Origin of the sequence: Burkholderia sp. THE68, assembly GCF_009938265.1 — a bacterium.
In the GTDB taxonomy this organism is placed as follows: domain Bacteria; phylum Pseudomonadota; class Gammaproteobacteria; order Burkholderiales; family Burkholderiaceae; genus Caballeronia.
Genome location: NZ_AP022318.1, coordinates 242799 through 255420 on the forward strand (window position 1 = coordinate 242799; position 12622 = coordinate 255420).

Sequence of the window (12622 nt, forward strand, 5' to 3'; positions counted from 1 at the left end):
TTATCGCTCGACCGCGGGCACGCGCAGGTCTGCGCGGCGCGGCATCGTCACACCGGACTCCTCGAACACTTCCTGCCAGAGCGCGATGGTTTTCGGCAACGCGAAAGTCTCGTTGACGGAGGTCGCGCACAGCGCCATGCGATGGCGCTCGGCGTCGTCCTTCATCAGCGCTTCGAGCGACTTCGCGAGCGCGCTCGCATCGCCGACCGGATTCACCAGCAGACCGTTCGTGCCGTGCGTGACGATCACGCGCGGGCCGGAATCGCAGTCGTAGCTGACGGCCGCGCAGCCGCTCGCCATCGCTTCGACGAGCGTCATCGAAAAGCCTTCGAAGTGCGAGCTCAGCACGTAGAGGTCCGCACGCTCGTACCAGTCCGCGACGTTGCCGGCGCGGCCCGGCAGGAACACGCGGCCATGCAGCTTCGCCTCGTCGACACGGCGTTCGAGGCTCGGACGCGCCTGGCCTTCGCCGACGATCACGAGATCCCATTGCGGCAGCGCGCCGGCGATCTTCCTGAACGCGTCGATCAGGCTGTCGAAGCCCTTCTCGGGCGACAGCCGGCCGACCGCGAGCAGCACGCGCCGCTCGTCGCCGACGACGCTGCGCGGTTCGATGACCGGATTCGTGCGCGCGATCGGCAGCGTGAACGGCGGCGGAATCACTTTCACGTCGGTGCAGCGGCAATGCGTTTCGATCCATTCGCGGGTTTCGTCGGTGAGCGCGACGACCTTGTCCGCGAAGCGATACGTCAGCAGCCGCAGGCGCTCCCAGAACGGCGTGAGCGGCGCGCGCGGCGGATGCGTGTGCTCGCTCGCGATGATCTTGTACGGCAGGCCGATGCCCGCGAGCACCGCGAGCACGTTGGCAGTCGCCATGACGCCCAGCGCGACCGTCGGCTTGACCTCGCGCAACACCTTGCGGAACGCCATCACGCGCTTCAGGTTCGACAGCGCCGTGCGCACGATGCCGCCGCCCTCGACGCCGCCCGCGAGACCCAGCTCGATGCGCTTCACGCCCGGATGGAACGGATAGACGTCGCCCACACCTGCCGTCAGCGTGACGACGGTCACCTCCCAGCCGAGCGCCGCCCACTCGTTCGCGAGATTGGCGGTGACGCGCTCCGCGCCGCCGCCGTGCATCGAGTAGATGAAAACGACGATTTTCATGCGGTCCTCGTCGCCATTTCGGCTTCGGCCGGTACGCGCCGCCCCGACAGGAAGCGGATGTACCACGGCATCGCGATCGCGAGGCCATCGGCGAGCGGAATCGCGTGCGCGTAGCCGAGCAGTTGCGCGGCCTTGTCGACGTTGGCCTGCGAATGGCGCACGTCGCCGGCGCGGAATGGCGCGTACACCGGGCTGCCGTCGTTCGGCACGCCGTTTTCGGCGAGCACGCGCTTCAGGCCGTCATAAAGCTGATTGAGCGTCGTGCGGTCGCCGACCGCGACGTTGTAGACCTGATTGCGGGCCGCTTCATCGGACATCGCAGCGAGGATGTTCATCTGCACGACGTTGTCGATGAAGCAGAAATCGCGGCTCGTCTCGCCATCGCCGTTAATGGTCACCTGTTCGTCGTCGATCAGCGCGGCCGTCCACTTCGGGATCACCGCCGCATACGCGCCGTCCGGGTCCTGACGCTTGCCGAACACGTTGAAGTAGCGCAGGCCGATCGCGTTCAGGCCATACGTGCGCGCGAACACCGAGGCGTACAGCTCGTTCGCGTACTTCGTCACCGCATACGGCGACAGCGGCTGGCCGATACGATCCTCGACTTTCGGCAGGCCGGGATGGTCGCCATAGGTTGAACTGGACGCGGCGTAGGTGAAGCTTTCCACTTTCGCGTCGCGCGCGGCGACCAGCATGTTCAGAAAGCCGCTGATATTGACTTCGTGCGTCGTGATCGGGTCGTTCACCGAGCGCGGCACCGAGCCGAGCGCGGCTTCGTGCAGCACGTGCGCGGCGCCCTTCACCGCGGCGCGGCAATCGTCGAGATTGCGGATATCGCCTTCGATGAAGCTGAAGCGGTTCCATTGCGCGGGCGTCACGAGCGAGCGCACTTCGTCCAGATTGCGCTGATGGCCGGTCGCGAAGTTATCGAGCCCGACGACTTCCTGGTCGAGCTTCAGGAGCGCTTCGAGCAGATTCGAGCCGATGAACCCGGCGACACCGGTGATCAGCCACTTGCGCGGCGTGCGCGTCAGTTGCTGACGGATCGATTCGTAACGGTCAGACATGAAAGTCTCCAAGATTACCGACGGGCGCGGCATGCTCGCGGCGCTCGCCTTCGATCGCGATCGAGGGCACCAGCTCGCGATACACGGCGAGCGTCTTCTCGATGACGATGCGTTCGTCGAAATTCTTCAGCGCCTTGTCCCGCGCGGCGAGGCCGAGCGTTCTCGCGAGCGCGCGGTCGTCGTCGAGCTGGCGGATCGCATCCGCGAGCGCGCGGGAATCGCGCACCGGCACCTGCAAGCCATCCACGCCCGATTCGCTCACCACTTCGCGGCAGCCCGGCGCATCCGTCGTGATCAGCGGCAGCGCGCAGCCAGCGGCTTCGATCAGCGCTTTGGGCAAGCCCTCGCGATAGCTCGGCAGCACCATCACGTCCACTTCCGTGAACAGCTTCGGCATGTCGCTCACATGGCCGAGCCATTCGACCAGCCCTTCCTTCACCCATCCCTGCACCATCGCGGTGCTCACCGACGCCGGATTGCCGTCATCGGGCGAGCCCGCGAGGAGGAAGCGCACGGTGCGATTCTCTTTGCGCAGCATGCGCGCCGCCTCCACGTATTCCTGGATGCCCTTGTCCCACACGAGCCGCGCCGCCAGCAGGATGCGCAGCGGCCTGGTCGCATCGTCGGCCGATTCTTCGCGCACCTTGAAGCGCGTCAGATCGACACCCGATCCCTTGATGAGCCGGATCGCCTTCTTCTCGACGATGCGCGCGGCTTCGAACAGCTTGATGTCGTCCGGATTCTGCAGGACGAGAAGGCTGTCGCGGCCATTCAGCGCCGAGCGCATTACCTGCCGCACGACCGGCTTCAGGATACGCGCCTTGAGGTCGCGGCTCGTGAAGACGTAACCCATGCCCGCGACCGCGTTCACGCGCGCGGGCACGCCCGCGAGCTTGCTCGCGAACGAGCCGTACACCGCGCTCTTGATCGTGAAACCGTGCACGAGCTGCGGTTTTTCGCGCCGGAAGAAGCGCGCGAGCCACAGCACCAGCGCCAGTTCGCGGAGCGGATTCAGGCTGCGACGGTTCATCGGCACCGCGTGCCAGCGAAAACCGAGATCGCGCAGCTTCGGGCCGTATTCGCCGTCGGGTGACAACAGAATGACCTCGAAACCCGCGTCGCGCAGTTTGCGAGCGAACGAAAGCCGAAAATTAAATAGATACCAATCGGTGTTGGCGTACAGAACTACCTTGGGCATCTTCATTGCGAACTCCGAACGTCCGGTTGGCATCGCCGCGGGCAGCCCCCGAATCCCGGGAGCCGAACCGCGGCGATGTTGTGCGACGGTTGCATCGGCAGCCCATCCCGCCGATGCCACCGGGCCTCAGAGACGCATGTCGCTTGCCTCGGCCGGCAGGATGTACTTGAGGTCGCACAGCACGTGCTTCGTCTTGCCGTAGGCGTGAATCCCGTCCGCGCCTTCATCGGCGAACTGGCGGTGCGCCACGGCCAGCACGATCGCGTCGTAGGCGCCCTTGGCGGGCTGATCGATCGGATCGATGCCGTACTCGTGATGCGCCTCTTCCTTCGACACCCACGGGTCGTACACGTCCACCTGGACGCCGTATTCCTTGAGGTCGGCGATGATGTCGACCACGCGCGTGTTGCGCAGGTCCGGGCAGTTCTCCTTGAAGGTGAGGCCCATGATCAGCACGCGCGCCCCCGAGATGGAGATATCGCGCTTGGTCATGGTCTTCACGAGCTGCGAGACGACGTAGTTGCCCATGCTGTCGTTCAGACGCCGCCCTGCGAGGATGATCTCCGGGTGATAGCCGATCGCCTGCGCCTTGTGCGTCAGGTAGTACGGGTCCACGCCGATGCAGTGGCCGCCGACGAGGCCCGGACGGAACGGGATGAAGTTCCACTTCGTGCCGGCCGCGAGCAGCACGGATTCGGTATCGATGTTCATCTTGTTGAAGATGATCGAAAGCTCGTTGATCAGCGCGATGTTGACGTCGCGCTGCGTGTTCTCGATCACCTTGGCCGCCTCGGCCACACGAATGCTGCTCGCCTTGTGCGTGCCCGCCGTGATGATCCCGCGATACAGCCCGTCGACGAAATCGGCCACTTCAGGCGTCGAGCCGGACGTGACCTTCTTGATGTCCGGCAGACGGTGCGACTTGTCGCCTGGATTGATCCGCTCCGGGCTGTAGCCCACGAAGAAGTCCTCGTTGAACTTCAGACCCGACATCTTCTCGAGCACCGGCACGCACTCTTCTTCGGTCGCGCCGGGATAAACGGTCGATTCATAAATGACGACGTCGCCCTTCTTGAGCACGCTGCCGATGGTCGTCGACGCGCCGATCAGCGGCGAAAGGTCCGGACGCTTGTAGTGATCGATCGGCGTCGGCACGGTGGCGATGAAGACGGTGCAGTTCTTCAGATCTTCGACTTCCGCGCTGTACTGCATGAGCGTGGCGGAGGCCAGCTCGGCGTCGTCGACTTCGAGCGTGACGTCGCGGCCTTCCTTCAACGCGTTGATGCGCGCGCGGTTGATGTCGAATCCGACCACCGGATGACGCTTGCCGAATTCCACTGCGAGCGGCAGACCGACGTAGCCCAGACCCACAATGCCGATTTTCAACTCTTGCGGCGAGAACATGTGTGATTCTCCTCGTTATACAACTCAGGACGTTTGTTTAGTAGAACTTTTTGATTAATGCTCCAGCGTGGCTGCACGCTGGATGATTCAGTCTCTGGTTATTCCTTGTCGGCCTTGTAGGCGGCGTAGGCGTAGCCGCCGTACTGGCGTGCCTGGGCGTAATTGCCGTAGTGAACCTTGAAGCCGTTCAGCAGCACGCCGGTGACACTCGCACCCGACTGTTCCAGCCGCTTGACCGACTCCGAGATCTCACCGGAGCGCGTATCCCCATAACGCGCCACGAGGAAGATGGAGCCTGCGACGGGCGCCATGATCGCCGTGTCCGACACCGCCAGGATCGCCGGTGCATCGAGCAGCACGATGTCGTATTCCGCCGACGCGCGGCTCACCGCATCCGTGAACGCGCTCGACAGAAGCAGTTCGGCCGGGTCCGGCGGATAGAAGCCGCACTGCACGAAGTCGAGGTTGTTCAGCACCGAGCGATGCACGGCGTCATCGAGCGAGCTGGAGCCGTTGACGATATCCACGAGCCCCTTGCCGCGCGGCAGGCCAAAGTACTGGTTCAGGTGGCCGCGGCGCAGGTCGCAGTCGACGAGCAGCACGCGCTTGCCGCCGGCGGCCAGCAGCGTCGCCAGATTCGCCGATACGAACGACTTGCCGATGCCCGGCAGCGGGCCGGCCAGCATCACGACGTTATTCGGCGCGTCCATCAGCGCGTAGTGCAGCGACGAGCGCATCATGCGCAGCCCTTCCACGGCCGGATCGGTCGGGTAACGCGAGGCGAGCGCGAGCTGTTCCGGCCTCTTGTCGGCGATGCGCTTCGCCAGTTCCTTCTGACGTTCGCTGTCCGGAATGGTCGCGAACACCGAAAGACCCGTCTTCGATTCCAGTTCCTTCGGATCGAGCACGCCCTTGAACAGGAAGTCGCGAGCGAACGCCAGCACGATGCCGATGAACAGACCCAGGCCAGCCGCGATCACGAGCACGAGCGCCTTGACCGGCTTGACCGCGCGCTCGGGCACTTCGGCGCGGTCGAGTAGTTCCACGGTCGGCACGCGGCCGGCGCGGATCAGACGCATCGTTTCGATGTTGTTGCGCAGGGCCGAATAGACATCGGTGCTGACGCGCACGTCGCGTTGCAGGCGCAGCGCGCCCTGCTCGGCCGCCGGCATCGCCTTGACGCGCGCCGCCAGGTCGCCGATGTACTTCTCGGTCGCCGCGATCTGCTGGTCGATCACGACCACGCTCGGATGCGCAGCCGAAAAGTGGCTCGCCAGGTCCGAACGGCGACGGCGCAGGTCGAGCAACTGGGCATCCGCCTGGGAAGCCTGCTGCATCACGATGCGGCCTTCCTCGTCCGGATTGAACAGCGTGCGACTGTTGCGATACGCGTTGTAATTGTCTTCCGCCGTTTCCATCTGACGCTTGGCGTCGGGAAGCTGCTGTTCGAGATACTCGAGCGACTTCGCAGCGTTGATCCCGCGGCGATCGGCGTTCTGGCGCAGATACATCTGCGAAAGCTCGTTGATCGTCGCCGCCACGAGCACCGGATCCTTGCCTTCCAGCGACGTGCTGATCACGCCCGACTTGTTGCCCTGCTCCGCGATCAGGAGCGAGTTCTGCAGCCGGTCGATGGCGTACGTACGCGAATTGCGCGTCAGATCGAACTCGACACCCTTTTCGCCGTGGATGAAGCTCACCAGCAGGGAGATCGGACCATCGACGGTGTCGAAGCGCTGCACGGCGCCGATCTGCCCCCCGACGCCGGTTTCGACGCCAGGGCCACGCACCTGATACTGGCCGTTGCCGAGATAGCGCAGCGTGTATTCCTTGCCTTCGAACTTCTTCGGCACGTCGAACGCCGAAACGTCGATCGACTCGGTACCCCACGCGTAGCCGCCCCGGCCGAAGATGCCCGGCGTGGACGTTTCGTCGCTCATGCGCGCGACCATGCCTCCGATGATCGGGAAGCGGTGCGGCGCGGCCTGGATATACAGCTTGAGCGCATCGACGACGGGACCCAGCACGAACTTCGAGCCGATGACCTGAATTTCGCCTTCGGCCGTCGCGCGCTGATCGAACATCGCTGCGGCACTTCTCACCATGTCGCGCGCGTCGGTAGGCGGCGCGTTGCTCGTGTCGTCCACCTTGACGAGCATGCCGGCCTGGTAGATCGGCGAAGAGAAGAACGCGTACACCACCCCGAGGCTGAATACGACCGCAACGGTCGTGGCGATCATCTTCCAGTGACGGCCCAGCGTTTCGAGAATCGAGGTGAGCTCGATCTCGTTGTCGGACTCGGCCGTTACGGCTGACGCCTGATTTTTAACTTTCATGGAACGTCTCGTTACAGGCTCTTATGGGACCGGAGCGCGCTGCGCACCGGATGCGGATCGAAACACCAGCGGTGCGCCCCGAACGGAGCGCAAACACCATTACTTTATTGATGAATTTCGGACTGCATTCAGGGCCGTTAAAATCCCGCCCCGGCATTGCAGTCGTATTGAAACACACGACTCAAAAAAAGAGAAATTCCAACAGACGATTTTTGTTGTTTAACGAACCTTTCAACCCGGGCGAGTGTTCACTACCTCGCTTTTAAGAATTTATTGACTATGCGGGCCATTTGAACAAATCGCAAAATATCACAGCGCCCCTTGTTGTATGCGCGGCACCGCACATATAATCGCTGTTAATCGGATTGCTAATTCTATGAAGAAAGCCGGTATCGCCGGCAACCGGTTTCCGGACATATTGTCGCCGTGCCGCGCCGGCGCTCGCCGCCGCCCCTGGCGGCAGAGAGCGGCCGATGGCCCTTCAGCCGCGGCAGAAAAGTACCGTCCCCAACGGGAAAATGCGTGCGAAGGTGGGTTTGCGCACCGACACCCGCGAACTTCAGAAGTCGTATTTGAAGAAGTTTAAATACGAACCGCGTCTTTATGAGATTTTAAAACCCCGTTTGTATGAATAATCGGGGGAAGTCCCAATATAATCGCAGTTAGCTCGGTTTCACACATTAAACCGCCATAAATCCGTGGACAATGACAGGGGTTGTACCTACCATACGCTTTCGGGTTTTGATATTCGAAAAGAGATGCGCCCTCTTCGTGAGTGAAAAAAATGTTAAACCTTGCGCTTGGCTTCATCAGTTCTTTCTGCATGACGCTATTGATTGTTCGATTCGCGGGGCGCTACGGGGCGCTCTCCCTGGATCATGATTTGAACGGGGTTCAAAAGAATCATTCTCATCCGGTTCCCAGAATCGGCGGCATTGCACTGATGGTTGCGGCCTGCGTGACTTTCCCCATCGGTGCGCTTTTCGGCGGCAATCCGCGCAGCGAGTCGCTGCTGCTGCTGCTTTGCGCTCTGCCCGCGTTCGGCAGCGGCGTGATCGAGGATCTGACCAAGCGCGTGAGCGTCCGGGCCCGTCTGCTGAGCGCCATGCTGGCGGCGCTGCTGGGCGCGTTCCTGCTCAACGGCGTGATCGGCCGGGTGGATCTGCCGCTCGTCGATCCGATTCTCGCCGTCGCGCCCATTGCGATCGGACTGACGGTCATTGCGGTGGCGGGGCTCACCAACGCGGTCAACATCATCGACGGTTTCAACGGACTCGCCGCCGTCGTGGCAATTCTGATTTTCGGTTCGATCGGTTATGTCGCGCATGAAGTCGGCGACCTGCTCGTGATGAGCACCGCGCTCACGATGATCGGCGCAATCGGCGGCTTCGCGATCTGGAATTATCCGGCTGCGTCGATTTTCCTCGGCGATGGCGGCGCTTACTTCATCGGCTTCACGATCGCTGAACTGCTCGTGCTGCTGGTCGCGCGGCATCCGAACGTCTGTGCGTGGTACGCGATCGTCGTCGCGATCTATCCGGCCTTCGAAACGCTGTTCTCGATCTACCGTCGCCGGATCGTGCGCGGCCGTCCGGTCGGCGCGCCGGACGGCATTCACCTGCATACGCTGATCTTCAAGCGCGTCGTGCGCAAAGGCACGGACCCGCGCCAGCGTCAGCGCCGGAACGCGCGCACGTCGCCGTATCTGTGGGTGCTGAGCATGATCGGTATCGTGCCGGCGTCGCTTTTCTGGCATAACCCGGTGGCGCTCGCGGTGACCGCGGTCGTGTTCGCCGTCGCCTATGTCTGGCTGTATACAGCGATCGTCCGGTTCAAGACGCCGCGCTGGCTCGTGAGCAGCCAGGGCATCGTGACCGCCGCGGTCCCCGAGCAGACGCATCACAAGTAATCCGAAGCGTTGTATTTTCGGCGCGCGCGCCGGAGACTCGCACCATGAAAAAGGCCCCGGTCGGATCGATCGGGGCCTTTGCTTTTCAGACGCCGCACGAGAGGAGCTGACGGGCGGCAATAGAAAATGGGATAGGTCTTAAAAGAACGACGCGGCGACGTAACGTATCCTCACGTTCCATACGTATTTCGCCTCGGAAGGCGAATCGACCAGGATGACGAAGGACAGGCAACCGAGCGCGATGGTCGGCACGCCTTCGATCGCGAAGAGCCACCCCCAGCCGTCTAAGCCCGCGATATGCACGTGCTGGACGACCCAGTCGGACATCGGACCGGCGACGACCGACGAAAAGGCAAATGCGTCACGTTTTGCGCAAAGAAGGTCAGAGCCGTGCTCATTCCCCACACGACGACGATGGGGCTGATCCACCGACGGGCGCCCAGGCGCTGACGGCGAGCGTGCCGTCAGGTTCGGGAGACGGTATCGGCGGGCTCTGTATTGGTCAACCCGGTTGCTCTGATACATCGATATCATTATGGATTCCATATTATTGCGTTTTGAAGGAATCGAAATACGATCCTTGGACGGCGGCCATCAATCCGCATAGTCCTACCTATTCTTTCCAGCGAATATGGACGATTTGCGAGCAGGTCGTGTCGCACCAGGAACAGGAGAACCGATGCGATTTCATGTAGACACAGCGGCCGCGTCCGATGTTTCCTCGACGCGGCTTCACCTCGCGCACTCCGCGCCCTGGGCGCTCACCGCGCGTGGCGCAGCCATGCGGGTTCTGTTCGCAACGCTTCAGCAAACAGTCGATGTAATCCGCGAACGTGAAGATCAGATGCGCCATCCGTCCGGCGCGAGCGCCGATCAGATCGGAAACGCGCTTGGCGAACTGCGCACGATCGTCGACGCACGAATGGCCGCGTATCACGAAATCACATCAGGGCATCGGGCCAGAGAGACTGCGGCAGTGGAAGCAGAGCTTGCGCAACGCGGTTACGTCCAGTGCGCAGAGAAACTCTATGACGCAGCCGACGACCTGATCGGGAAAATCGACGCGGCGCTCGCGGAGAGCGGCCGGAATGCGCAGCGCTTCTACTTGAAGGCAATACAGACAGCGATGTCGGAAATGACGCGACGCGCGATTCATCTGCTCATGCGCGTGCGCAACTTCGGGCCGGAGTCTGCATGAGCGCACAACTGAACATTATCGAGCGCGTGCATCAGGCTCATGGCTACCCGGTGACAGCGGAAGCCGATCTCATCGCGTTGCGCGCTTCACTGCCTGTCGTACATTGCGACATCGAGCGCGCGGTAGGGAATCGCGTGCAGCTTTCGCTGTACTTCGCCATGAAAAACACCCCAAAGGTTGGATCGGTGTCCAACTTTTGGGGTGCCGTACAACGCGCGTTGAAAAACACCCCAAAGGTTGGATCGGTGTCCAACTTTTGGGGTGCCGTACAACGCGCGGGGCGTTCTCAATCAGCCGATGCGCGTCAACCTGCGACGCCGGCGAGATCGTCCGCGCGTGACGTGAAGAGCGGAATCGACGACGCCTGCTGATGCTCCAGCCACTGCTGGAACATCAGCACGTTCCACAACTGACGATGCCAGTTCTGCTCGCCCGACAGGTGCTGCTGCCACTTCGCGCGCACGATCGTCGCATCGAAGAAACCTTCGCGACGCAACCGCGACGCATCGAGCAAGGCTTCCGCCCAGTCGCGCAACTCGCCGCGCAGCCAGTGCGTGATCGGCACGCCGAAGCCCTGCTTGGGCCGCTCGATCATCGCGCGCGGCACATGGCGATACAGCACCTGACGCAGTGCCCACTTGGTCTGTCCGTCGCGCACCTTCATCGATTGCGGCAGCCGCCACGCGAATTCCACGACGCGATGATCGAGGAACGGCACGCGCGTTTCGAGCGAGACGCCCATCGCGGCGCGATCGACCTTGGTGAGGATGTCGTCGGGCAGATAGGTGATCATGTCGAGCGCCATCATGCGCTGCACGTCGTCGAGACCGGTGAAGGCCGGCGCATTGCCGGTCATCAGCGTGGGCGGCTGGTGGCCGCCGATCACGAGCGCGGCCGGATCGTTCCATTGCGACATGAGATGCAGATACACCTCGTCGCGCGAGCGGCACGACAGCAGTTGCGCGCCCTTGTGCAGCTTGTCGCCGACCTTCACGCCGCGCAGCGACAACGGCAGGATCGGCTCCATGAGGCCCGCCATGCTGTTCCAGCGCTTCGGCGAAATCCCGACGATGCCCGACGCCGCCAGCTTGCGCAACGACGCCGGCAGGACCGTCATCTTGTCCCACATGTCCGGCGCGGTGCGGTAGCGCTGATAGCCGCAGAAGAGTTCGTCGCCGGCATCGCCGGACAGCGAGACGGTCACATGCTGCTTCGCCAGTTGCGAGACGAGAAACGTCGGCACTTGCGACGAATCGGCGAACGGCTCGTCGTAGAGTTCGGGCAGGCGCGGGATCACGTCGAGCGCTTCGCGCGCGGTCACGTACAGTTCCGTGTGTTCGGTGCCGAGGTGCGTCGAGACGGCCTTCGCGAGCTTGGCTTCGTCGAAGTCGCTCTCGTTGAAGCCGATCGTGAACGTCTTGACCGGACGCGACGACTGCTTCTGCATCAGCGCGACGATCGTCGATGAATCCACGCCGCCCGACAGGAACGCGCCGAGCGGCACGTCGGCGAGCATCTGCTGGCGGATCGCATCGCTGAGCAAATGCTCCAGTTCTTCGACCGCATCCTCGGGGCTGCCCGCGAAGCCACGCGCGGCGCCGTTGACCGCCGCCTCGACGCCGGACCAGTAGGACCAGATGCGCGGATCACGCCGTTCGAGCGACACCGAAAGCATCTTGCCCGGTTCGAGTTTGTGGATGCCTTCGAAGATGGAATACGGCGCGGGCACGCAACCGTGGCGGATCTGCAACGTCAGCGCGCCGCGATCGACGTTGTTTTCGAACGAAGGATGCTCGCGCAGCGCCTTCAGCTCGGAGCCGAACACGAACGCGGCTTCCTCGCCCTGTCCCTGCCAGCCGTAGTAAAGCGGCTTTTCGCCGATCCGGTCGCGGGCGAGCGTGAGCTGGCATTCCTGCCGGTCCCACGCCGCGAACGCGAACATGCCGACCGCGCGCTCGATCGTCGCCTGAATGCCCCACGCGTCGAAGCCGGCCATCAGCGTTTCGGTGTCGGAGCTGCCGCGCCAGACGGGCGCGCGTTGCGCATCCTCGAGTTCTTCGCGCAGATCGAGATGGTTGTAGATCTCGCCATTGAAGACGATGACGTACCGCCCGCTGCCCGACGACATCGGCTGATGGCCAGCTGCCGAGAGATCGAGAATCGCCAGCCGGCGATGTCCGAGCGCGATGCCGCGCAGATCATCGGTCCAGTCGCCCGCGTCGTCGGGTCCGCGATAGGCGATGGCGTGCGCCATCTTCCGGACCACTGTCTTCGAGTCGCCCGGCCTGACGCCGCGCCCACCCAGAAAGCCGACGATACCGCACATGTTCGTTCTCCTTCAGA

The 12622-nt window shown here is 63.0% G+C and carries 10 protein-coding genes; 3 read left to right on the forward strand and 7 right to left on the reverse strand.

From position 1 onward, the window contains the following. From BTHE68_RS27080 to BTHE68_RS27100, 5 genes are all read right to left on the reverse strand, one after another. Complete coding sequence (locus tag BTHE68_RS27080; RefSeq protein ID WP_162069396.1) at positions 1-1167, reverse strand: glycosyltransferase family 4 protein; 1167 nt, start codon at positions 1165-1167, stop codon at positions 1-3. Then, positions 1164-2234 (reverse strand): SDR family oxidoreductase, encoded by a 1071-nt coding sequence (locus BTHE68_RS27085; protein ID WP_162069397.1) that lies wholly within the window; start codon positions 2232-2234, stop codon positions 1164-1166. Before BTHE68_RS27085 ends, BTHE68_RS27080 begins: the two co-directional genes overlap by 4 nt. Then, positions 2227-3438 (reverse strand): glycosyltransferase family 4 protein, encoded by a 1212-nt coding sequence (locus BTHE68_RS27090; RefSeq protein ID WP_162069398.1) that lies wholly within the window; start codon positions 3436-3438, stop codon positions 2227-2229. The genes BTHE68_RS27085 and BTHE68_RS27090 overlap by 8 nt, the downstream gene beginning before the upstream one ends. 120 nt (positions 3439-3558) lie before the next feature. Then, a complete protein-coding gene (gene tviB, locus BTHE68_RS27095; protein ID WP_162069399.1) occupies positions 3559-4836 on the reverse strand; it encodes a Vi polysaccharide biosynthesis UDP-N-acetylglucosamine C-6 dehydrogenase TviB in 1278 nt (425 codons plus the stop codon). 98 nt (positions 4837-4934) lie between these two features. Beyond that, complete coding sequence (locus tag BTHE68_RS27100; protein ID WP_162069400.1) at positions 4935-7172, reverse strand: polysaccharide biosynthesis tyrosine autokinase; 2238 nt, start codon at positions 7170-7172, stop codon at positions 4935-4937. Positions 7173-7956: 784 nt separating this feature from the next. Between BTHE68_RS27100 and BTHE68_RS27105 the strand changes: the two genes are divergently transcribed. Next, complete coding sequence (locus BTHE68_RS27105; protein ID WP_162069401.1) at positions 7957-9081, forward strand: MraY family glycosyltransferase; 1125 nt, start codon at positions 7957-7959, stop codon at positions 9079-9081. A 138-nt stretch (positions 9082-9219) separates the two neighbouring features. On the opposite strand, the gene BTHE68_RS27110 is transcribed toward BTHE68_RS27105, so the two are convergent. Then, a complete protein-coding gene (locus tag BTHE68_RS27110; RefSeq protein WP_162069402.1) occupies positions 9220-9408 on the reverse strand; it encodes a hypothetical protein in 189 nt (62 codons plus the stop codon). A gap of 352 nt (positions 9409-9760) precedes the next feature. On the opposite strand from BTHE68_RS27110, the gene BTHE68_RS27115 reads away from it, so the two are divergent. Both BTHE68_RS27115 and BTHE68_RS27120 read left to right on the forward strand, forming a co-directional pair. Next, on the forward strand, positions 9761-10279 hold the full coding sequence (locus BTHE68_RS27115) for a hypothetical protein (RefSeq protein ID WP_162069403.1): 519 nt from the start codon (positions 9761-9763) through the stop codon (positions 10277-10279). After that, positions 10276-10650, forward strand: coding sequence for a hypothetical protein (locus tag BTHE68_RS27120; RefSeq protein ID WP_162069404.1), 375 nt, complete (start codon positions 10276-10278; stop codon positions 10648-10650). Before BTHE68_RS27115 ends, BTHE68_RS27120 begins: the two co-directional genes overlap by 4 nt. Here BTHE68_RS27120 and asnB read toward each other — a convergent pair. Next, positions 10584-12605, reverse strand: coding sequence for an asparagine synthase (glutamine-hydrolyzing) (asnB, locus tag BTHE68_RS27125; protein WP_162069405.1), 2022 nt, complete (start codon positions 12603-12605; stop codon positions 10584-10586). The genes BTHE68_RS27120 and asnB overlap by 67 nt on opposite strands. Positions 12606-12622: the final 17 nt, after the last annotated feature.

Coding starts and splice junctions, on each gene's coding strand:
- BTHE68_RS27080 (WP_162069396.1), bottom strand. CDS start 1,167: ATGAAAATCGTCGTTTTCATCTACTCGATGCACGGCGGCGGCGCGGAG.
- BTHE68_RS27085 (WP_162069397.1), bottom strand. CDS start 2,234: ATGTCTGACCGTTACGAATCGATCCGTCAGCAACTGACGCGCACGCCG.
- BTHE68_RS27090 (WP_162069398.1), bottom strand. CDS start 3,438: ATGAAGATGCCCAAGGTAGTTCTGTACGCCAACACCGATTGGTATCTA.
- tviB (WP_162069399.1), bottom strand. CDS start 4,836: ATGTTCTCGCCGCAAGAGTTGAAAATCGGCATTGTGGGTCTGGGCTAC.
- BTHE68_RS27100 (WP_162069400.1), bottom strand. CDS start 7,172: ATGAAAGTTAAAAATCAGGCGTCAGCCGTAACGGCCGAGTCCGACAAC.
- BTHE68_RS27105 (WP_162069401.1), top strand. CDS start 7,957: ATGTTAAACCTTGCGCTTGGCTTCATCAGTTCTTTCTGCATGACGCTA.
- BTHE68_RS27110 (WP_162069402.1), bottom strand. CDS start 9,408: ATGTCCGACTGGGTCGTCCAGCACGTGCATATCGCGGGCTTAGACGGC.
- BTHE68_RS27115 (WP_162069403.1), top strand. CDS start 9,761: ATGCGATTTCATGTAGACACAGCGGCCGCGTCCGATGTTTCCTCGACG.
- BTHE68_RS27120 (WP_162069404.1), top strand. CDS start 10,276: ATGAGCGCACAACTGAACATTATCGAGCGCGTGCATCAGGCTCATGGC.
- asnB (WP_162069405.1), bottom strand. CDS start 12,605: ATGTGCGGTATCGTCGGCTTTCTGGGTGGGCGCGGCGTCAGGCCGGGC.